This is a genomic window from Sinomicrobium pectinilyticum (assembly GCF_003725735.1).
Classification (GTDB): domain Bacteria; phylum Bacteroidota; class Bacteroidia; order Flavobacteriales; family Flavobacteriaceae; genus Sinomicrobium; species Sinomicrobium pectinilyticum.
Genome location: NZ_RJTM01000002.1, coordinates 109,222 through 131,794 on the forward strand (window position 1 = coordinate 109,222; position 22,573 = coordinate 131,794).

At 44.8% G+C, this 22,573-nt stretch carries 14 protein-coding genes; 8 read left to right on the forward strand and 6 right to left on the reverse strand.

From position 1 onward, the window contains the following. Nucleotides 1-8 precede the first annotated feature (8 nt). Nucleotides 9-1,541: a RagB/SusD family nutrient uptake outer membrane protein gene (locus tag ED312_RS00525; protein ID WP_123214031.1), complete on the forward strand. Its 1,533-nt coding sequence runs from the start codon at nucleotides 9-11 to the stop codon at nucleotides 1,539-1,541. A gap of 131 nt (nucleotides 1,542-1,672) precedes the next feature. On the opposite strand, the gene ED312_RS00530 is transcribed toward ED312_RS00525, so the two are convergent. The 5 genes from ED312_RS00530 to ED312_RS00550 all read right to left on the reverse strand — a co-directional run bounded on the left by ED312_RS00530 (nucleotide 1,673) and on the right by ED312_RS00550 (nucleotide 7,700). After that, nucleotides 1,673-3,064: an exonuclease domain-containing protein gene (locus ED312_RS00530; protein ID WP_123214032.1), complete on the reverse strand. Its 1,392-nt coding sequence runs from the start codon at nucleotides 3,062-3,064 to the stop codon at nucleotides 1,673-1,675. Nucleotides 3,065-3,146: 82 nt separating this feature from the next. After that, entirely contained in the window at nucleotides 3,147-4,787 is a 1,641-nt protein-coding gene (locus tag ED312_RS00535; protein WP_123214033.1) for a sulfatase family protein, read from the reverse strand. A gap of 363 nt (nucleotides 4,788-5,150) precedes the next feature. Further along, complete coding sequence (locus tag ED312_RS00540; RefSeq protein ID WP_148044191.1) at nucleotides 5,151-5,681, reverse strand: hypothetical protein; 531 nt, start codon at nucleotides 5,679-5,681, stop codon at nucleotides 5,151-5,153. 271 nt (nucleotides 5,682-5,952) lie between these two features. Further along, complete coding sequence (gene rpe, locus ED312_RS00545; RefSeq protein ID WP_123214035.1) at nucleotides 5,953-6,615, reverse strand: ribulose-phosphate 3-epimerase; 663 nt, start codon at nucleotides 6,613-6,615, stop codon at nucleotides 5,953-5,955. A gap of 221 nt (nucleotides 6,616-6,836) precedes the next feature. Further along, nucleotides 6,837-7,700: a sigma-70 family RNA polymerase sigma factor gene (locus tag ED312_RS00550; protein WP_072317189.1), complete on the reverse strand. Its 864-nt coding sequence runs from the start codon at nucleotides 7,698-7,700 to the stop codon at nucleotides 6,837-6,839. Nucleotides 7,701-7,910: 210 nt separating this feature from the next. On the opposite strand from ED312_RS00550, the gene ED312_RS00555 reads away from it, so the two are divergent. Next, nucleotides 7,911-10,679, forward strand: coding sequence for a helix-turn-helix and ligand-binding sensor domain-containing protein (locus ED312_RS00555; protein ID WP_123214036.1), 2,769 nt, complete (start codon nucleotides 7,911-7,913; stop codon nucleotides 10,677-10,679). 245 nt (nucleotides 10,680-10,924) lie between these two features. On the opposite strand, the gene ED312_RS00560 is transcribed toward ED312_RS00555, so the two are convergent. Beyond that, nucleotides 10,925-11,137 (reverse strand): hypothetical protein, encoded by a 213-nt coding sequence (locus ED312_RS00560; RefSeq protein ID WP_123214037.1) that lies wholly within the window; start codon nucleotides 11,135-11,137, stop codon nucleotides 10,925-10,927. Nucleotides 11,138-11,298: 161 nt separating this feature from the next. Here ED312_RS00560 and ED312_RS00565 point away from each other — a divergent pair, with 161 nt between their 5' ends. The 6 genes from ED312_RS00565 (at nucleotide 11,299) to ED312_RS00590 (ending at nucleotide 22,571) form a co-directional block, all read left to right on the forward strand. Continuing rightward, a complete protein-coding gene (locus ED312_RS00565) occupies nucleotides 11,299-13,344 on the forward strand; it encodes a glycoside hydrolase family 172 protein (RefSeq protein WP_123214038.1) in 2,046 nt (681 codons plus the stop codon). Nucleotides 13,345-13,410: 66 nt separating this feature from the next. After that, nucleotides 13,411-15,093 (forward strand): sulfatase family protein, encoded by a 1,683-nt coding sequence (locus ED312_RS00570; protein ID WP_170164418.1) that lies wholly within the window; start codon nucleotides 13,411-13,413, stop codon nucleotides 15,091-15,093. A 317-nt stretch (nucleotides 15,094-15,410) separates the two neighbouring features. Then, nucleotides 15,411-18,527 carry a SusC/RagA family TonB-linked outer membrane protein gene (locus tag ED312_RS00575; protein WP_123214040.1) on the forward strand — a complete coding sequence of 1,039 codons (3,117 nt, stop codon included), beginning with the start codon at nucleotides 15,411-15,413 and terminating at the stop codon, nucleotides 18,525-18,527. Between the two features lie 26 nt (nucleotides 18,528-18,553). After that, the gene (locus ED312_RS00580; protein ID WP_123214041.1) at nucleotides 18,554-19,984 is read left to right on the forward strand and encodes a RagB/SusD family nutrient uptake outer membrane protein; all 1,431 of its coding nucleotides are present in this window, start codon (nucleotides 18,554-18,556) and stop codon (nucleotides 19,982-19,984) included. Nucleotides 19,985-20,178: 194 nt separating this feature from the next. Beyond that, nucleotides 20,179-21,576, forward strand: coding sequence for a glucoamylase family protein (locus ED312_RS00585; RefSeq protein ID WP_123214042.1), 1,398 nt, complete (start codon nucleotides 20,179-20,181; stop codon nucleotides 21,574-21,576). Beyond that, on the forward strand, nucleotides 21,573-22,571 hold the full coding sequence (locus tag ED312_RS00590) for a metallophosphoesterase (RefSeq protein WP_123214043.1): 999 nt from the start codon (nucleotides 21,573-21,575) through the stop codon (nucleotides 22,569-22,571). Before ED312_RS00585 ends, ED312_RS00590 begins: the two co-directional genes overlap by 4 nt. Nucleotides 22,572-22,573 lie beyond the last annotated feature (2 nt).

Below are 22,573 nucleotides of genomic sequence, written 5' to 3' on the forward strand. Positions count from 1 at the left end.
ATTAAGACATGAAAATAAATATATATAAAACACTGTGGTGTATTGGGTTGGTATCCCTGTTTGCAGGATGTTCCGACCTCGAAGAAAAACCTGTGGGGATACTTGCACCGGAAACATTTTTCCGGACAACGGAAGACCTTCAGGCTGCCGTTAACGGAAGTTTTGCCTACATGGCTTCGGAAGAATATTGGGGAAGAAAATTAACTACGGCCCTGCTATTACGGGGAGATCTTGCGGATATCGGAGATCTCGGAACCTCCGCAATGCGGGTAGATGTCAATAATTTTGAAATGAATGATGCCAATGGTATGGTAGCCAGTTTCTGGCCGCGTTCCTATGCCATCATCGGTGCTGCAAACCAGGCTATTGCCGGTGCCGGGCAGATAGATGACGAGCCGGAAAAGGTAAATGCCATTGCCGCACAGGCCTGTTTTTCAAGAGCCTTCGCCTATTATCACCTTGTCCGGATGTTCGGGGATATCCCTTACATTGATTTTGCCGTTTCCGATGTTTCCGATGTGGATGATATTTCCAAAACACCGGAAGCGGAGGTGTATGCAAAGATCATTGCCGATCTCGAATTTGCCAAAAAATGGCTTCCGGACGAACAACCTTACAGGTCCCTGCCATCAAAAGCTACGGCTACGGCTTATCTTGCTTCCGTATATCTTACCTTGGGAGAATACAGGAAAGCATATGACGAGGCGAAATTTGTCATCGATAATGCAGGTACTTTCGGCCTTTCCCTGGATGCGGATTTCCAGGACCTGTTCAATGCCGATAAAGCGCCCGGGCTTCGGGAACCCCTTTTTACCATTGATTTCATAGGACAGAATGCCGACGGAAATCTTGGGACGGATTACCTTGCTTCTATGACAGGAATACGTGAAGATGAGACCGGTAGGGCAATCGGAGGAGGGTGGACCGTAGCGGTACCACAATTGAAAGTATTTGAGGAGTGGGACGAAAAGGACTATCGGAGGGCAGTGAGTTTTGATACCATTGCCGTGTTCAACGGGGAGACTATGCCTTATACGGTTTTTGCCAATTTTTCCGACAGGGGGGTCAACCGTCCGCATATTGCCAAATATTACCGTTATCCGGGACTGGCAGGGAGCAACGGGCGCCAATCCAGCCATAACTATATAGCCATGCGTTATGCAGAGGTATTGTTAATAGCGGCGGAAGCACTTAATGAAATAAACCCGGGATCTTCGGAAGCCACAGGCTATCTCAACAGGCTTCGGGAAAGAGCGAGAAATCGCGCAGGGGTTCTCTCCGCTTACCCGGAAGATGTACCGGGTGGTCTGTCGCAGGACCAGTTCAGGGATACGGTGATCCGGGAAAGACGGATTGAACTTGCTTTTGAATTTAAACGCTGGTATGATATCAAGAGATTGCGGATCGGGGAAGAAGCGTTCGGCCCCGATGGCCTTGAACCACAACCGAATTTCGATCCGGCCAGGGATTATTTGTTTCCGCTGCCCGGTGATGAACTGGCCAGGAATCCGAACCTGCAACCTAATAACCCCGGTTATTAGGGATAATCAGGATCTTTAGCCAAAACAAAAATCCGACCCTTACTTCGCATTAATACAAGATTAGTTAGTTTGATGATACTTACCCGGGAGGCCTGTTTTAAGTTTGGCATGAAGGCTTCCCGGTAAGTTATTTACGAATTCCCCGATTCGGAAAGATCCATGGCTGATATAACGTTCTTTTCCCCGTTTCGGGCAAGATAAGAGGTTATGATCTGCTGAATATCCCTGTTGTACTTTTGGGGCGTGATGAAATCACGGAAGTTTTCATAATATTCTATGCGCTCTTCTTCCGGAATAAACCCGTACCCGGCATAATTTCCGTTCCGTACCTCAATGAGGGCTTTTTCATCGGGAGTTCTCCCTTTTTCCACAATAAGAAAATTCTCCTGAAGGTCCCGGATGTCCCGTATGGCCTGTTCAACACGTTTATTATAAGTCTCCGGGCTTTCCTCTCCCCGGCATATGCCCCTGCAATTTTTTAGTTTATAATGAGAGCAGTGGGGTACATTGGTCTGCAATTGGGTGAATTTCGGGCAAAGATCATATGCCTCACATATTTGTTCAAGGAAAGCAAGGCATTCCGTAACGATGTAAAAAACCCTGAGCGGGCCGGGGACCAGCTTGAGCTGGTTATAACCGAGATGGAATATACCTTTGCGGTCCGTATAAGCCATAATACCGTAACCTTTTACCGGTTTTTTCTGGGCGGTATTGAATTTCGGGAAGTATTGTCTGATCTGCGTGGATTCCCGGATAAGGGCGAGTAGTTCGCTCCCGGTCTCCTCACAGTCGATATGTGCGGTTTCTCTCGCCAGGGCAATTTCCCGGGATGTTTTATCGTAAAAATGACCAAGGACCCTTTTTTTGATGTTAATGGCTTTTCCCACATAGATAATGGTATCCCTTTCATCCATAAAATAATACACCCCCGGTGTTTCGGGCAATTTGTCAAATACGTTTTTCGGAAGCAGCGGGGGAAGTGTTATTTCCCCCGAGCGCGGATTTAACTGTTTGGTAAAGATGCCCTGCGTATCGTTTTGAAGCAATTTCTCGAAAAGGATCACAGTGGCATCCGTATCTCCCTTGGCCCGGTGCCTGTCTTGTATGGGAATATTAAGATGACTGCACAATTTTCCCAGGCTGTACGATTTCAGTCCGGGGAATATTTGTCTGGACAGCCGTACCGTACACAGTTTCTTTCTTCGGAATTCCCCGCCGTTCCTTTGAAATTCTTTGCGGATGACATTGTAATCAAAACTTACATTATGCGCTACGAATATCCTGTCTTGTGTGAGCCGGAGTACGGTATCGGCAATATCCGCAAAGACCGGGGCATCCATAACCATATCATTGTCAATGCCCGTTAAGCCGGTTACATAAGGAGAGATCGGAACTTCGGGATTGACAAGACTATGAAATTCCTCCACCAGCGTATTGCCATCATGTATGGCAACGGCTATTTCGGTAATCCTGTTGGCATTTCCACCGAGACCGGTGGTTTCCACATCGACAATGGCATACATCTGATCGTTTTTTTGGGAGGCTATAAAGATACCAAAAAAACATGTTTCGGTGAGGGCATATATCCTTAACGATGGGAAATATCTATTCCATAGGCTCTCCGCGGATGCTGTTGAAAAAATCGTAGGCCTTTTCTATCTGTTTTTTATCGGCATGTCCGAATTCATCTTTGGTAATGCCATAGACTTTTTGAAGGGAATCGAGGGTTACCTTCAATTGTTCCCGGATGTTGCGGTATCTTGTACTATCATAGATATTGTTGTTTTCGCCCGGATCGGTTTCCAGGTCGTACATTTCCCAGGAGTCGATATCGTCATAGAAGTGCATGAGTTTATAGCGGTCTGTGCGTACCCCGTAATGTTTTTTTACCATATGAAAGTCCGGATAGCCGTAATAGTGGTAGTAAATGGCATTCCGGAAATCTTCCTGACCGGTACGTCCTTCGAGAAGGGGGCGGAAAGATTTACCCTGAAGGTCATCCGGTATGGGAGCTCCTGCAAAATCGAGCAGGGTAGAGGCAAAATCGAGGTTTTGGGTAAGGGCGCGGATATTTGTCCTTTCGGATATATGCGCGGGATATTGCATAAGCAATGGCATGCGAAGTGATTCTTCATACATAAAACGTTTGTCAAACCAGCCGTGTTCTCCCAGGTAGAATCCCTGATCTGAAGTATAGATGACGATAGTGTTTTCCTCCAGGTTATTTTCTTCGAGGTAATCCAAAACGCGGCCTACGCTTTCGTCTACCGAGGCTATGGTAGCCATATAATCCTGTAAATAACGCTGTGCTTTCCACTCGGCCATAGCCTTTCCGGTTAAGTCGGCACGGTGCATAGCGTCGTTTTTCGGCAGATAAATGCTGTCCCAGGTTTTGCGTTGTTCCGGAGACATGCGGTCAAAATCAGTGGTCCAGGGATTACTGGCCAGTTCCGTACTTCCTTCGGCAACACTCATTTTAAGGTCATGGCCTTCGTACATATCCTTGTAAACCGTCATTAACTGTTGCTGTGCGGCAAGTTGTCCTTCGTGTTTGGAAAAATAATTGTCGGGCAACGGAAATTTAACCGAGTCGTACATAGCCGCATGGCGTAGTGCGGGCATCCAGTTGCGGTGCGGCGCCTTATGATGCATCATAACAAAGAAAGGCCGGTCTTCTTTTGCATTTTTCTCCAGCCAGGAAATGGTTTTATCCGTGATAAGGTCGGTGGCGTAACCTGGTGTAACAGCGGTATCCCGCCCGTGGATGAATTCCGGGTTGTAATAATTTCCCTGGTCATTGAGGATATCCCAGTAATCGAATCCTGTAGGAGCACCGTGTAAATGCCATTTGCCGATCATCGCGGTCCGGTAACCTTCTTTTTTAAGATATTTCGGTAAGGTGGGTTGGCTTCCGTCAAATTTTTCCCCGTTTTTGCGAAAACCGTTCTTATGGCTGTGTTTCCCGGTAAGGATTACCGCACGACTGGGACCGCAAATGGAATTGGTGCAAAAATTGTTGCGGAAAATAGCCCCGTTTCGTGCAATCCGGTCAATATTGGGGGTAGGGGCTATCTGTCCTATGGGATGACCATAGGCACTAATGGCTTGTTGTGCATGGTCGTCAGCCATGATAAAAATAATGTTCGGCTTTTTGGCCTCAGGTGTCTCTTTTTCCTGCTCCTTGTTTTTACAGGAAGAAAAGCTGATCATTATACAGAACAATAAAAATAATGTTTTGGTATGCATAGCATTTGTATTCCGGTTAACAGGTATAAAATTAAAGATCAGGCCACAGATGGGAGGTTTGATGTAAGACAGGATCAGTTTTTTTATTTATGGAGCTATTCTAATATTCTGTTTTTTAGTTGTTTAAATTGGTTCGGGGAAGTGGCTGACGGAAAGGTTTTAACAAACTGATGTAGTGATGATGAGTTATTTTTTAGTAAAAAGAATGGAATTTCAATAAAAAACCGGTAAGATCATTGACGTTTTTGTGTACATTGAAATTTTAAAAGCCCGTCCCCGGTGAAAAGGACGGGCTTTAAAAAGGGCCTCTTTGTCAAAAAAGGATAGTAATAACGTATGCCATTATGTTTAATGGCGGGAAGTTTAGTCACAATCCAGGCAGGTCCATTCTACGATCCCGGACCCGGACCCGAAACGTTGCATGGTGTATTTTTCCATATCAATGAGAAAACCAATACCGTTTTCATCGGCATTGGTTGTACAGCAACCATCGCAATCGGTATCCGAACAGAAGTCGTATACGACGGCATCTATTTGCCGGTCTCCCTGTCTTATGCGGAGTGTTTTTAACTTGTATTGATACGCATCACGGGAATGCAGGGCGATAATATTATGTGATGCTACCCAGCTTTCGGGCATGACTCCGGAGACAAAAGCGAACTGACCGGCCCATTGGCAACCGTTATATAAAATACATTCGTCGCTGTCCGGGTCCGGGTACGATTCAAAATTGGTGAGATTAGCTTGTCGCCATACTGCTGCCGTAGACAGTTCAGCCTTCGGGTTTACCAATTCCGGATCGGTTTCCATTTCGTTCTGTGCACAGGAAATAACGAATACTAATGCAGCAGGGAGAATAATGGCTTTTAGCCTCATGTAAGGTAAGATTTTCATGATATCAAAGATTTTGGGTCGATAAAACAGTTGGTTAAAGGAAAAAGCTTTCCCTTTTTTGATTCATTTAAGTTAGTATGTTTTTAAAAAAGCAGGAAATTTTTTATACATACGACATGGTTTCAGTAATAAACAGCGTGATTTTAAAGACGAAAGTAATTTCTCTTTAATCCAAAATCTTTTTCTTACAATTAATTTCCGGGAACAAAAAAAGGATATATCTTTCTGAACGGATATATCCCCGGATTTTGTACGCTATTCCCGGCCCGGTTTAACTGTTGGCCCGTTTTTTTAGTTCTTTTATGGTTTGCAAAGGCGTTTCGCTTTTGAATACAAAACTTCCTGCTACCAATACATCTGCACCGGCATCTACGAGTTGTTTTGCATTTTCCGAAGTAACACCACCGTCTATTTCTATCTTGGTAGTAGCATTGTTTTTGAGGATGATTTCCTTCAGCTCCGAAACCTTTTTATAGGTATTCCGGATAAATGACTGTCCGCCGAACCCCGGATTGACACTCATAATGCACACGATATCGATATCGTTGATGATATCTTCCAGCAAGGTAACAGGGGTATGCGGGTTCAGGGCCACACCGGCTTTCATGCCTTCTGCCTTAATGGCCTGTAAGGTACGGTGGAGATGGGTACATGCTTCATAATGTACAGTGAGGTTATTGGCACCGAGACCGGCAAAAGTTTTGATGTACCGGTCCGGATCAACGATCATCAGGTGTACATCGATTGTTTTTTCGGCGTGTTTATTTATGGCTTCGAGTACGGGCATACCGAAGGATATATTTGGCACGAATACCCCGTCCATAATATCGATGTGAAACCAGTCGGCCTCACTTTTGTTAACCATTTCAATATCGCGTTGCAGGTTGGCAAAATCGGCTGCCAGAACGGAAGGGGCTATGAGTTTTTGATCCATTGTTACGTGTTGTCTTTTGTCGAGGCAAAAATAGGGGAAATCTTTGACTTTGGTGAGGAATGGCTATAAAGAAAAACTCCGGTTATCAACCGGAGTTCATCCATCAATCAAAAAACGAACAGTTATGATAAACTGTTGTTACCTTCTCGTTGAGGCCGATGGTTTACCTCAATTTTCCGGGTGATCCTCGTTGAGCCGCACGGCCGTACGGCTTTAACGGGTTAACCCAGATAGGTTTTTAATATTTTACTACGGGAGGTATGTTTCAACCTTCGGATAGCTTTTTCCTTGATCTGGCGTACCCGTTCACGGGTAAGGTCAAAGGTTTCTCCTATTTCTTCCAGGGTCATCGGGTGCTGGTCTCCCAGTCCGAAATACAAACGGATAACATCCGCTTCCCTTGGTGTAAGGGTTTCCAGTGCTCTTTCGATCTCCGTACGAAGCGATTCGTGCAGGAGGTCTTTGTCCGGGTTAGGGGACTCTCCGCTGCGCAAAACGTCATACAGGTTGGAATCTTCACCTTCTACAAGAGGGGCATCCATAGAAACGTGACGCCCGGAATTCTTCATGGATTCTTTAACGTCATTTACGGTCATGTCCAGTTCCTTGGCAATTTCTTCGGCAGAAGGAACACGTTCGTGTGCCTGCTCGAGGAATGCATAGGTCTTATTGATCTTGTTTATAGATCCGATCTTGTTCAGGGGCAAACGTACAATACGCGACTGTTCCGCTAATGCCTGTAATATAGACTGGCGAATCCACCAAACTGCGTACGAAATAAATTTAAAACCACGGGTTTCGTCAAAACGCTGTGCGGCTTTAATTAATCCCAGATTACCTTCGTTGATAAGATCGGGAAGGGTCAACCCCTGGTTTTGGTACTGCTTTGCTACGGAAACCACGAAACGCAAGTTGGCTTTCGTCAACTTTTCCAGGGCGCGTTGGTCCCCGGCTTTGATACGTTGTGCCAGTTCTACCTCTTCATCTGCAGTAATCAAGTCAACTTTCCCTATTTCCTGAAGATATTTATCCAGGGAAGCAGTTTCCCTGTTGGTTACCTGCTTCGTAATTTTAAGCTGTCTCATCTAATCTTCTCCTTGATTTTTTTATGTGTATAATTGCTTATGCAGTTGGTTATACGTATTATTGACGTTAAATGTTACAAAAGGTTTAATTTAATTTCCATTATTTTCCGGATTTTGTATTCCTTTTCGGTTATGGTCCGGATTTACAGGTTGTTTACGACTGTATTGCCCGTTTCAGGAAATACGGTTACTAATTATTATAGACTAAACATGGGGCCACGTGTTACACTATATTTCTTCTTTTTTATTTGTTTGGTTACGGGAGTCCGGTTTTCGTATGCACAGCAGGCTGTTCTTCCGGTGAGCAATTTTTCCGTGAATGACTATCATGCCGCCAATCAGAACTGGGATATAACCACCGATGACCAAGGGCTCACTTTTGTGGCAAATCACCAGGGCTTACTCGTGTTTAACGGGCAGTACTGGAAATTGTATACGCTGCCCAATAATACCATTATACGATCGGTATACCGGGATGGGGACAGAGTGTATACCGGGTCGTATGAAGAGTTCGGATACTGGAAGAAAAACGAACTCGGGGAATTTGAGTATACTTCATTAACCTCACAAATAGATGTAGCCCATGAATTCAGGGATGAAGAGTTCTGGGAAATAACCAGGTGGGGAGAAAACATCGTATTCCGTTCCTTCGCTACGGTGTATATCTATAACGGAGAAAAGATAACCGTATTGAAGCCGGGTTTTATCATAACCAAAATGATGTCATCCGGCGAAGCCCTTATCCTCGGAGAAAATACCGGCAGGGTACATCGCTATACGGAAAAAGACGGACTGGTACCACTTCCCGAAACCGAAAACATCGGCAATCCCGTAGCCGATATTGTTGCAGACGGGGATAAACTTATTATAGGAACGAAATCCGCCGGGTGTTTCAGTTATGATCCCGGGCATCATAAACTGCAGCGGTGGGACCGAGAAATCAATGAAGAACTTTCCGCATATGAACTTAATAAGATCTGCATTGTGGGGGAAAACCGCATTGCTTTCGGTACCATAAAGAACGGTGTTATTATTTATGACAGGGCTACCCGGACCAGCCAGTATATCAACAGGCACCTGGGGCTGCAGAACAATACGGTATTGGGGGTTGATGTCAGCGGGGATAAGCTATGGCTGGCCCTGGACAACGGTGTGGACGTAGTAAAAGTAAATTCGGAATTTACCTTCTTTAAAGACGAGACCGGGGAACTGGGGACCGTCTATGACATTGCTTTCTATAACAACACTGTTTATATGGGGAGCAATACCGGTGTGTATTATTTTAAAGGGGATAAAATGGTTTTCCTGGAAAACTCCCAGGGGCATGTGTGGGACCTGGAAGTGGTTAACGGCAGACTGCTTTGCGGCCATAATTCGGGCACATATGATATAAGCAATAATACATTTGACCGGATTTCTCGTTTTTCCGGCGGTTATGCCATACGCAGCGTGCCCGGTAAAGATGATACTTTTATACAATGCACTTATGTGGGGTTGGTGGTATATATCTACGGTGAGGAAGGCTGGGAAGTGAGCCCGGTAGAGGGGATAAATTTTCCGATAGACAATATCGTTTTTGAAAACCGCCATACCGTTTGGGCATCGCATCCCTACAAAGGCTTTTTTCGTATCCGGCTTGGTGATGATTACCGTAAAGCAACAGCTATCCGTGAGTTCGATCAGGGTGAATTAAAAAGCCTGAGGACACAGGTGTTCCGGGTGGGGAACGATATAACCTTGTATAATGCGGGAGAATGGTATACCTACGATCCTGTTAAAGAATACCTGGAAGCATTTATTCCTTTTGAAAAATACAAGGATAAAAAGCTGCTGTACCAGGACGGGGGGCATTTCTGGTTTACCGATACGGGAAAGAACGGAGTAATCTATACCGACCTCGTGAAAGATACGGTAATCGTGCAACGGGAGCTTGGCAGGAGACTGACCCCTTTGTTTGAAAAAGTGGTAAAGAGGAATGATTCTCTTTATTACTTTACCCTGAACGACGGTTTTGCCGAATTCAATTTTCACAAGTACAGGAGGCAATGGCACAATCAGCCGTTAACCGTAACGGACAGGGTACGGATAGACCATGTGGAAACGGGAGATTCCCTCTATGCTTTTTCCGCGAACCCCGGGATAGCTTTCCGCAATGCCGGAAATATTCGCTTTTTTGTATATTATCCCGATCATTTTGGCCAGGATTTTCAATATCGTTTAACCGGGCCCCTTACCCAGGAAGGCAGGGTGGACAACGGGGTGATAACATTGCAAAACCTGACATACGGAGACTACAGGATTGATGTTTCGCCCGTGTCTTTTGACATGGACAGCCCGGTTACACTTCATTATGGTTTTCGTATCCATCCTCCCTGGTATTTGTCTCCTGCCATGAAAGTTATATACCTTCTGTTGTTTTTCGCCATAATTTATCTGTTCTTCCTGTGGAACAAAAGGCTTATCAAGGATCATCAGCGTAAACTTACCAGGCGGATGTACCGGGAAAGCCAGAGAAAAATGGAACTGCTGGAACGGCAAAACCTGGAGAAGGAAGTGAAATTGAAAAGAAAAGAGTTGATGAACTCTACCCTGATGATCAGTAAGAAAAATGAACTTCTTCTGGAAATCCAGAACGAATTACGGCGCATACGAAAAGATAATGTCAACGAATACAGGGTAAAAAGCCTTATTGCCAGGACTACGGAGGTCATACACAACCAGGAAGACTGGCAGGTTTTCGAAACAAATTTTAACGAACTTCACGACGACTTTTTCAAGAGACTGGTACAGCGTTATCCGAAATTAACCTCCAAAGACATGAAATTATGCGGTTACCTGAAGATGAATCTCACATCTAAAGAAATAGCACCCTTAATGGGGATTACTTCCAGGGGGGTGGAGATACACCGCTATCGTCTTCGGAAAAAGCTTGAACTGGACAAAGATCAGGATCTGGTGAAATTTTTGCTTGTTATTTGATAATACAATCAAAAAGTATGGCTTTTATTCAGAAAACCACCTCATCATTATTACATCATTATGTTAAAATTGCCTGGGCATTCTACTATTTTTATTGTCTTAAGTTGTTGTTTTTCATTGTATTGTGTTTTTTATGTTTTCCTGTCGGAACATATGTGACATTCCTGCCCGTATTAATAGGAAGAGAGTTTTTAATTTTATCTTCAACCAGTTCAAACTTTAGATGATGAAGGTAAAATCCACTGTTAAGATGTTGCGGATAATTTCCGTTGTTTGTTGTATAAGCACACAAAATCCAGCCCTACACGAGAAGCCTGCTCCTTTTTAATAAAGACCGGATTCGGTTTATCGGACTGCCGGAACATCTCCCGGTACTCATAAGGGAGTTCCGGATGATGAATGTTTAGTATAGTGCTTCCGTAGTGTATGTCCATCCGGATTTCCCCTTTAAGCTTCATAATTGGAAAAAAAGTCCGGAATCCCTGGCTTAATATTTAAAGGAATGATCCGGGAATTATGAAGGAAACGGGAAATTTCCGGCTGAACAGTTTCTGCAAAATCTACATCATGTCAACTCATCTAAATACTAAATGAACACGAAGTTTAAAAATTTCGGAGTATGAAAAAAATTAGTTTTATAACCGCCGTATTTTTTGTTCTTTTTTCCTACGGGCAGAAAGGGAAAAGAATAAGCTATCCGGAAGTGATTAACCGATTGACAGATCTGAAAGCATTGGCCTGTTTGCCCGAAGCGGGAGAAGCCAGTGCCATGTGGTCGAGTTATGATCGTGAGAGCAAAATAAATCCGGTAACCGGAGAATTTACGAACTGGGGAGCGAATATTGACGGATTCGAACCCCAGTACATCCGAAAAGAAGGGAATAATGAGGTCCTTGCCGAAATGAAAGGGCCCGGTGCCATTGTGCGTATTTGGTCCGCCAGTCCTAAGAAGGGTAAAGTGAAGATATATATAGACGGAGAGGAAAAACCCGTATTGGACCTGGCATTTGCAGATTATTTCAAACCTCGTATTGCCGCTTTTGATTTTCCGGAGCTGGTCTATGAAACAAATGCCAAAGGCTTTAACAATTATGTTCCCATTACCTACCGGAGGTCCTGTAAGATTGTTGCTGAACCCGGGTGGGGGCAGTATTACCATTTCAATTACATCAGCTTTCCCGATGGGACCGAAGTAGAAAGGTTCCGTCCCCGGCCGGACAATGCGGGGCTGGAGGCCCTGAACAGGGTAAACCGCTTTTTTTCGGAAGATATGGGGAACAGCCCTTATACTTCTGATTTTCAAACAGCCGAAGAGCGGGAAGAAATCCTGACAGGAGAAGAGAAACAGATTTTCAAACTGGATGGTGCCGGGGCTATTTCCTCTTTTAGGGTGAGGGTCAGAGACACTACCGGTATGGAAGAAATGTTGCGAAAAGTGGTGCTGAAAATGAAATGGGACGGCGAAGACGAAGCTTCCGTATGGTCGCCCTTAGGTGATTTTTTTGGTACTTCACCCGGATGGAACACTTATAAAACCCTGCCTATGGGAATGACAGACGGCTGGATGTACAGTTATTGGTATATGCCTTTTTCTAACGGGGCCGAAATAGTGGTTCATAACGAATATGATGAAGATGTGGAGATAGAATTTCAGGTAAGTTATGAGAAACTCGGAAAAGAAGCTGAAGAACTCGGAAGGTTCCACGCAAAATGGCATCGCAATATCATGCCTCCCGGAAAAGACCGATGGCCGGACTGGACTCTATTGAAAACGACGGGGAAAGGCAGGTTCGTAGGGACTCATTTGCTGGTCTGGAACCCGAAAGGCGGGAGTTGTACCCTGGCAGGCCCCGGTCATTATTGGTGGGGAGAGGGTGATGAAAAATTCTTTGTGGACGGGGAAAAGTTCCCTTCCGTATTCGGTACCGGCACTGAAGATTATTTCGGCTATGCCTGGTGCGATCCTTCCCGGTTTGAACGTGCTTTCCACAGTCAGACCCAGGATAACGACAATATGGGATATCAGCCGGTAAACCGCTGGCATATTACGGATAATATTCCCTTTCGGAAATCTTTTGACGGTTACCTGGAAAAATATTTTCCCGATCACTGGCCTACCCAATATGCAACAGTGGTTTACTGGTACCTGGAGCCCGGTGGCTATGATCCTATAGGGGAAACCCCGGTGGAAGAGCGGTACGGTTATGAAATACCATATGATGTTTACCGTGAAGAAGGTGTAATAGAAGGGGAAAATCTAAAGATAGACAAAAATACGGGAGGCTGGGCTTCCACAGATGTCTGGGCCCATGAAGACCTGTTCAGGGAGGTGAGCGGGCACAAAATAATAACCTGGAATGCCGATCCGGACAAGGAGAACCGTTTGACAGCCGGTTTTGAGTGGGATGAAGGCGGCAGGTACAGTATAGAGGCCAACATAATCAAAACAGGTAACGGAGGAAGGTTCACCATAACCTTAAACGGTAATAATCTACAGGAGATGGACTTTAAAACGGAAAGGGAAGGTCCTGCTACCGAAAAGCTCCGGCTGGGGGTGGTGGACATCGAACCCGGTACCCAGAACCTGGAAATAAACTGGATAGGCGAAAAAGAAGAAGGGAAAAATCTCAGTATAGATTATATCAGCTTTAAGAGGGTGAAATAAAACAGCCCTTGAAGTTTGACTGTCAATATAAAGAAGAAAAATTTATTAATGATTAAATCAGGTTTTATGAAGAACAAGGAGGCGCATTTATTTGCGGGAATTTACGGGGGCAAAAGCGGTTTGTTAAAGATAACAAGGATAGCTTTATTTTGGGTCCTCTGTGTGACAGGTACAAATGCCAATGCCCAGGTCAAAGAGAAACAACCTCCTAATGTGGTGTTTATCCTCGCGGATGATGTGGGATATGCGGACCTCGGGGTATATGGCGGCAAGGTGCCTACACCTAATATTGATCGCCTGGCAAAGCAGGGAATGCGATTTACGGATGCCCACGCGCCGGCAGCTTTGTGTGCCCCTTCCCGTTTCAGTTTATTAACCGGGAGTTATCCCTATCGAAATGGCAGGCCGGGCGGATCCTGGGATGTCAATAACAGTTCGGCTTTCAGTCATAATGGAGACAGAACGGAAGCCGGCCGCCATATCACGGTAGGGGAGGTCATGCAAAATGCGGGCTACCGGACCGCTTTTTTCGGAAAAATGCACCTGGGAGGTGACGTTTATGACAAGGAAGGAAACCTGATAAGGGAAAAGGCAAAACTGAATACGATGGACTACAGTCGCGGAGTTGACGACAACCTTAATGACCACGGGTTTGATTACTGGCTGGGTCTCCTCAGTGGTATCCAGCATGAGCCTTATGCCTATTTTGAAAACGGCAGGTTCCGTCCCGTCAATCCGGACAATCCTGCCGATAATACCAGCACCCGCTTACTCAATAACGGGTTTTACCGGGTAAGCGACAACGGTTTGTCTGAAATAGTGGAAGCGGGAAGGGTACCGGCCAGGGGAGATGTCGATTATGATTCCAGCCAGGCAGGTATTATCCTCACCAACGGGGCAACAGATTTTATAGACCGTCATCTCCGGGAAAACGAGAAGACCGGAGAGAACAGGCCCTTTATGCTTTATTTCTCCTCGCAGGCTATTCACGTACCGCATTCACCACCCTTCGATTTTGATGGTGATCCCTCTACAATTGATGAGCAGGTATACGGAGTTACCGGGGCGATGACCTCTGATGTTCTCTACGAACTGGACCTCCAGGTAGGTAAGATTATGGATAAACTCGAAGAGGAAGGGATAGCAGATAATACCCTTGTGATCTTTACGAGCGACAACGGTGCCCTCTGGCCGAACGTAACGCACTACGGTGATCCCGGGCATGATAATAACGGCCCGTTACGCGATTATAAGGCCTCTGTTTACGAAGGAGGGCATCGGGTGCCTTTTATTGCAAAATGGGGAGATGGTACGCAGGCCGGCTCGATAATTCCGCCCGGGACGGTATCAGACCAGTTGATCGTAGGTCATGATTGGGTAGCCACCATGTACGACCTTACCGGGCAGTCCATGGAGGAAGACCAGGCCCTGGACAGTGCCTCTCTGCTTTCCGTGTTTACGGGGAAGCGGGCCGAGGATGATCCTGTGCATGAGTTTATTCTATACCAGGCCGGTTTTGCTTATGACGGAGCTATCCGCGAAGGGAGCCTGGTGCTTGTTGTGGACAGAAATAATGAGGTCACGGAATTATATGATCTCTCTACGGACCTGGGACAGGAGAATAACCTGATCAGGGAGGAAAAATATAAAGATACGATCACCAGGCTTCATCAGAAATTCCTGAAATACAATGACCATGATAATTCGACGGTTATGCCAAGGACGACAAAAGCTTTTCGTGCAGATTAAAAGGTGTGATTGTTAAAGTAAGATGAAGAAAACAGGAAGGCAATAGCCCCCGGAATTGTTATTTGGCAAAATTTTCACCGCTTATTTGGTATTTCGATAAAAATAATCTGTATGTTTTGCGATAAAGTAACTCATCATCCCTACATCAATATGTTAAAATTTTAGGAAACAGCTGATTTTTGTCATGTGATAAAGTGTTGGTTGTCAGTGTTTTGATGTAAGGGTTGTTATTTGGTTATTGGATGTGGTCCTACTACTACAATTAAAAACTCCGGGACTCTCTAATTTTATCTTCGACTAAATCAAATCTCTTAATTATGAAGGTAAAATTGTTTTGGCTTGTATGTTGTCTTGCGATATTTCCCGTTGGTGTTTACGCACAAAATACGATCACGGGACAGGTAACGGATGCAGATAACCAGCCGCTTCCCGGGACCAATATTTTAGTAGAAGGGACCAACAGGTATGCGGTGTCCGATTTTGACGGAAATTTCACTATCGAAGCTTCTCCCGGAGAAGTCCTGCAGGTGACTTATGTTGGTTTTAAGGACCGGCTGATCACAGTTGGTGATGATACTTCAATAACTATCGTTTTACAGGAAGACACTTCCGAATTGGATGAAGTGGTTGTAGTGGGGTATGGTACCCAGAAAAAGGCCGACCTGACAGGTTCCATAAGTAGTATAGAAGCTGAAGATATTGTAAAGCAGCCCGCCCTGACGGCTACTCAGGCGATCCAGGGGAAAGTTCCTGGTATTAATATTATCAACAGTGATCAACCTGGGGCTACACCAACGGTAATTATCCGCGGATTGGGAACGGCACTTTCGGGGAGAGACCCGTTATACATTGTAGACGGAATGCCCGTAGACAATATCAAGAGTATCAGCCCTTCGGATATTTTAAAAGTAGATGTGCTGAAAGATGCATCTTCTGCCTCTATTTACGGTTTACGGGCTGCAAATGGGGTGATTATCGTTACGACAAAACAAGGGAAGAAGGGAAAAGCCAAGTTTAGTTTTGATTCCTTTTATGGAGCCAAAAGTATACTTAATCCGGTAGAAATGGCCAATGCCAATCAGTATATCGATTATTTTAATGAGGGAGCAGCGGCAATTGGCGGTTATTCTCTGCAGGAAGATCAATTACATAATACCGATTGGTATAACGAACTGGCACAAGTAGGAAGCATTAATAATAATACCTTTGCGGTATCCGGGGGCGGAGAACATGTAGATTATTATTTCAGTTATAACCATTACGAAGAGGAAGGGGTCCTTAAAGACCATAAATACAGGCGAGGAACGATTAAAAATAACAATACCTACAGGTTGTTTGATGATAAACTGAAGCTTACACAAAACCTCAACATATCTTTTACGAATGAAAACCCCAAACCATTGGGAGCCTTTAACAATGCGTACCGCCAATCCCCGTTGGTGCCCGTGCGTTATGAAAATGGGAGATGGGGACAGTCCTTTGTAAATCAGACTACTGGGATAGTGACTTATGAAGCAGGTCCCGGGGAATCTATAGGAAGATTGTACTCTCATGGGAACCCCATGGCTGATGTGTTTTTTCAAAATGAAAAGATACATACCACAACATTGCAAGGAGGTTTTACAGGAGAATTTTCCATTTCCGAAGACTTAAAGGCAACATCCAGGTTCGGAGCCACCAAGTATTATTTTGACAAGAGAGTTTTCAACCCTATGAGAGAACGGTGGATAGCCGGGGACCCCACAAGGACTTACGAAGAATTTGATGAGAGCAGGAAGAATGCCACCAATGAGGAAACAGGAATAATACCTACCAGCTGGGCATATAACTCTTTATCTCTCGAAGATATTGAAACCTTTAGATGGAACTGGGACGGTTTTCTGACTTTTGACAGGCTTTTCGGAAAACATCATGTCAATCTTGTTCTCGGCGGATCCAAGGAAAAGACAAATGTAGGAAGAAGGTTGTACGGCCAGGGATATGAAGTCCCGGAAAAAGAACAGTACTGGAGTATACAGCATGTAAGCGGATTTTTTGATAATGTAACCGAGAATGTATACTATACACCACGAACATTGATGTCGTACTTCGCCCGTGCTCAATACAATTTTGATAACAAATACTACATTACGGCTACTATAAGAAGGGACGGGTCCAGTGTGTTCAAGGCAGGGGAGAACTTCTGGGAAAACTTCCCTTCATTCGGACTTGGCTGGACGCTTTCCAACGAAGACTTTTTGAAGGATTCCAAACATATCAACTTTCTGAAAATAAGAGGGGGCTGGGGTAGGCTCGGTAACCAGAATGTGCCGCTGAATATCGATCAAATACAAACAAGTACCGGAAGTGCTAACCAGAATTATGTTCTGGGGCCTAATCAGGAATTGATGTTTGGTGCATCGGTAGCGAGCCCGGTCAAAGACCTGACATGGGAAATCGTAGAAGAATGGGGAGTGGGCTTGGATCTTGAACTCCTGGATTCCCGCTTGTCCGGTAGTGTTGATTATTATGACAAAACTACGAAGAACATGATCCTTCTGGTACAACCGCTTCTTAATTCCCAGTTTGCCGAAAATTTCTATGACCACGGTGCGGAAGTATCCAATAAAGGGATGGAATTTGCCTTGGAGTGGAGAGACAATATATCCGAAGACTGGTCTTATAGCATAGGAGGTAATTTTTCATACAATAAAAATATGGTGGAAAACGTAAAACCGGCTTATGATGGTATGACCGGCGGTAGTTTGAACAACGGGAGGATCACCAAAAGATTAGAAGAAGGACAGCCACTGGGAGCCTGGTGGATGTATGAGGTAGAAGGCGTGTGGCAAACTCAGGATGAGGTTGATAACAATGCCTCTATCGAAGGGGCTGCACCAGGACATTTGCGGTATAAAGATCAGAATGAGGATGGAGTTATAGATGACAGGGACAAAAAATTCTTTGGTTCCTATATCCCGAAATACAATTACGGTATTCGCCTCGGTCTGAATTATAAAAATATAGATTTTAGTGTAGATGGTTTTGGTGTAGGAGGGAATAAGGTATATAACGGACTTAAAAATACAAGGACCGATAACGAAAATATTACCGCAGATACCTATAATACCCGGTGGACAGGTGAAGGGTCTACGAATATTCACCCCGGTGCGGACAGAGATATCGAAGCTTCTGACTACTATCTGGAAAGCGGAGCATTTTTCAGAATAAACAATATCACTGTCGGATATACTTTACCCGACTTCTCAAAATACGTTTCCAAACTCCGATTCTATTTTACGGCGCAAAATCCTTTTATGTTCACCGATTATTCCGGGTTTACTCCCGAAATTATAGGAGGTGACGGTGGAAATCCTTACAGAACGGCGGGAGTAGAACTGTCCGCGTATCCAAATACAAAGACATTCATATTTGGGATAAACCTCGAGTTATAAGAAACAATAATATAAACGCATAAATCATGGAACAACTAACACTAAAGAAAATATATATTTTCTTATTCTCGACCTTCTTGTTTTACGGATGTAGCGAAGACTTCCTGGATGTTGATTCCAGGGAAAAGATCGAAGCCGGGGACAGTGAAGAGGTATTTGAACCCGATGACTTTGTGACAAGTACCTATGGAATGCTTACCGACTGGGACTATGCATTTTCCTGGCTGGGAGTTACGGAGATCATTTCAGATAATGCCGACAAAGGAAGTACACCCACGAGTACGGGGACGGACAAACATTTTTTAGACGGATTGACTCATACTTCCACAACCCCGTCCATTGCGGCAATGTGGGAGCGTTGGTATAAATCCATTGGCCGGGCTTCCTATGCCATAGAGTATGCGGAAGAATATGGTCTGACCGATGAAGATTACAAGAATAGATTAATTGGAGAGGCAAAATTTCTCAGAGCCCTGAATTATTTTTGGCTGGTAAGAATGTTCGGAGATGTTTCATTACAACATACCGATTTGCTGACCAGAGCACCTGAAGAAGAAGTGTATGATTTTATAGAACAGGACCTGTTAGATGCCATAGCCACGCTTCCGAACAAAAGTGAATATGCTTCCGGAGACCTGGGACGGGCAACAAAAGGAGCAGCACAAGCCTTATTGGCTAAAGTATATCTCTATAAGAAACAATGGGAAGATGCTTTAAATTATGCCGGTATGGTGATGACTTCCGGAGAGTATAGTTTAGAACCGAATTATGAGGATATATGGAGAGTGTACAGTGAAAACGGTGTGGAATCTATTTTTGAAGTACAGGCCCGGGGAGAGCAAATAGCTCACGGGGTAAATCAATATTCTCAGACACAGGCTCCCCGTGGTACAGGAGGCTGGGGCTGGGGTTTTAATGTCCCTTCGGAAGACCTGTTAAATGCATTTAATGAAGAAGGAGATACCATAAGAAGAGATGCCACCATTATATTCAGGGGAGAAACTTTATGGGATGGCAGAGAAGTATCAGGAAGTGTGGAGAACCCGATGTACAATGAAAAAGCATATTCCAGTGCGAACCTCGGAGATGCCGATGGTGATAAAAATGTCCGTATCCTTCGTTTGGCAGAAGTTTTATTAATCCATGCCGAAGCAGCCAATGAACTGGGTGATAGCAATACAGCTCTGACTTCTTTGAACCAGGTAAGGGCCAGGGTAAAACTTCCGGAAGTAACCACTACAGATCAGGGGCAGCTCAGGGAATTGATCTGGAAAGAACGAAGACTGGAACTGGCCTTTGAACATGACAGATGGTTCGATCTTATCCGTACCGGACAGGCCGGTGAAGTGATGAGAGCACATGGAAAACCCTTCGAAGATGGTAAACATGAGCTGTTTCCCGTCCCTAACGACCAAATCAATCAAACCCCCGAAATGACACAGAATCCGGGATGGTAAGTTGAGATGGACAGGGACTGGTCGTATCAACCATAATGCTCTTTCGTCCGGGGCATACAGATGAAAGAGCAATCCCGTTTTAAGGAGGCCGTCACGGATTTTAACGTGGTCTTCAATATCTGTTGGGCCCGGATTGCTCAAATCAAATCCTTTTAATAGTTAAACACATAAAACTAATCACTGAATAAATAAGCATGCGAATTCTAATTTTTGTCCTGGGTATATTTTGCCTTATCGGTTGTAATAACAGCCGGAGATCAACAAAAAATACTCCTGAAAAGGATACATCACATCAAAACGAAGAAGAACACCGTCTTGAACAGTTAAGCGAGGAAGAACTTTTGGATATTGTTCAAAAACAAACCCTGAAATATTTCTGGGATTATGCGGAACCCAACTCCGGAATGGCCCGTGAACGCTATCATCCGGATGGAGATTATCCTAAAAATGATGCACATATTGTCACCACGGGAGGCTCCGGTTTTGGGTTGATGGCCATTGTAACAGGTATGGAGAGAGGCTTTATTCCGCGTAATGAAGGTGTGGAACGTCTGCGTAAAATTGCCGGTTTTCTGGAAGCGACCGAGCGTTATCACGGGGCCTGGCCGCACTGGATAAACGGAGAGACAGGTGAAACACGATCTTTTAGCGATAAGGACAACGGGGGGGATATCGTAGAAACCTCCTTTTTGGCACAAGGGTTTATTGTTGTACGTGAATATCTCAAAAACGGAAATGAAGAGGAAAAAGCAGTAGCCCGGAAATACAATGAACTTTGGGAAGGAATTGACTGGAATTGGTATACCAACGGCAAAGATGGTATTTTCTGGCATTGGTCCCCCGTATATGAATTTGAGAAAAACTTCAAGATCGAAGGCTACAACGAATGCTTGATTACCTACATTATGGCCGCTTCTTCACCGGATCATGCCATTGATCCGGAAGTTTATCACAAAGGCTGGGCGAGAAACGGAAATATTACCACCGATAAAAAAGCTTATGATTTACCCCTTATCCTGAAACATAATACTTCAGGTGATAAAGGCGGGCCGCTTTTCTGGGCCCATTATTCCTATTTGGGGCTAAATCCGAAAAACCTTCAGGATAAATATGCCAGTTACTGGGACCTGAATGTAAACCACTCAAAGATCAATTATAAGTATTGTGTGGAAAACCCGAAGCAATCCGAAACATACAGCCCCGAATCCTGGGGATTAACGGCCAGTTATTCCAGAAACGAAGACAATAGTATAGGGTATACCGCTCATTCTCCGGATAATGATAAGGGGGTGGTGTCTCCCACGGCGGCAGTGAGTTCCATACCGTATACCCCGGAAGAATCATTGAGGGCCATTCGTTATTTTTATACGGACCTGAACGATCTTGTCTGGGGTCCGGCCGGTTTTTACGATGCCTTTAGCCTGGATGGAGAACCCTGGGTAGCGGATAAATATCTGGCCATAGACCAGGGGCCGGTAATTGTTATGATAGAAAATTACCGCAGCGGTTTAATATGGGACCTGTTCATGCAGAACGAAGATATACAGAACGGGTTGAAGAAACTTGGCTTTACCAGTCCGTATATACCATGAAAATAATTATTAAATACTGGTTTCTCAGCATGCTGGTACTCCTTGGGGTATCCTGTGATTCCAAAGGTGAAAAGGTACGTATTGTGTTATTGCCCGATACCCAGACCTATGCAGAAAAATATCCCGAAATACTTCACGCACAACTGGAATGGATTGCCGGGAATGCCGGGAAAACGGACCTGGTCATACAGCAGGGAGACCTTACCCAGAACAACAGCAAAAAAGAATGGGAGACCGTACAGCGGGCATTCCGTATACTGGACGGTAAAGTCCCTTATGTAGTTGCAGTGGGCAATCACGATATGGGCAGTGCCCCCGGGAAATTTGCCGATGTGAGGAACACTACATTGTTCAACGAGTATTTCCCTTATTCCCGGATGTCAAAACTTCCGGGTTTCGGGGGGAGTTTTGAACCGGATGCTATGGACAACACCTGGTATACGTTCCAGACCGGAAACGTAAAATGGCTGGTGCTCTCCCTGGAATTCGGCCCGAGGGACAAGGTACTGGACCGGGCGGGAAAGATTGTTGAGGAACATACCGATCATCTGGTCATTATCAATACGCATAGTTATATGTATTCCGATAATACCCGGCAGGGAGATGGGGACAATTGGCGCCCGCAAGGCTACGGTATAGGAAAAGATACGGGAGAAGATGCGGTAAATGACGGGGAAGATATCTGGCAAAAACTGGTAAAACGATATCCCAATATCAGGTTTGTCTTTTCCGGGCATGTCCTGCATTCCGGGGTAGGGACATTGGTCAGCATCAATGACGAGGGTTACCCCGTCTACCAGATGCTGGCAAATTACCAGGAAGGTGTTCAGGGGTCGGAAAAAGGAGGGAACGGCTGGCTTCGTATCCTGGATATGGATTTAAATAAAGGTACCATAGAAGTAAGCACTTACTCCCCCTATCTCGGAACATATATGGAAGACCCGGCACATCACTTCCGGATAAAAAATGTATTTTTTGCCCCGGGGGAACAATGATC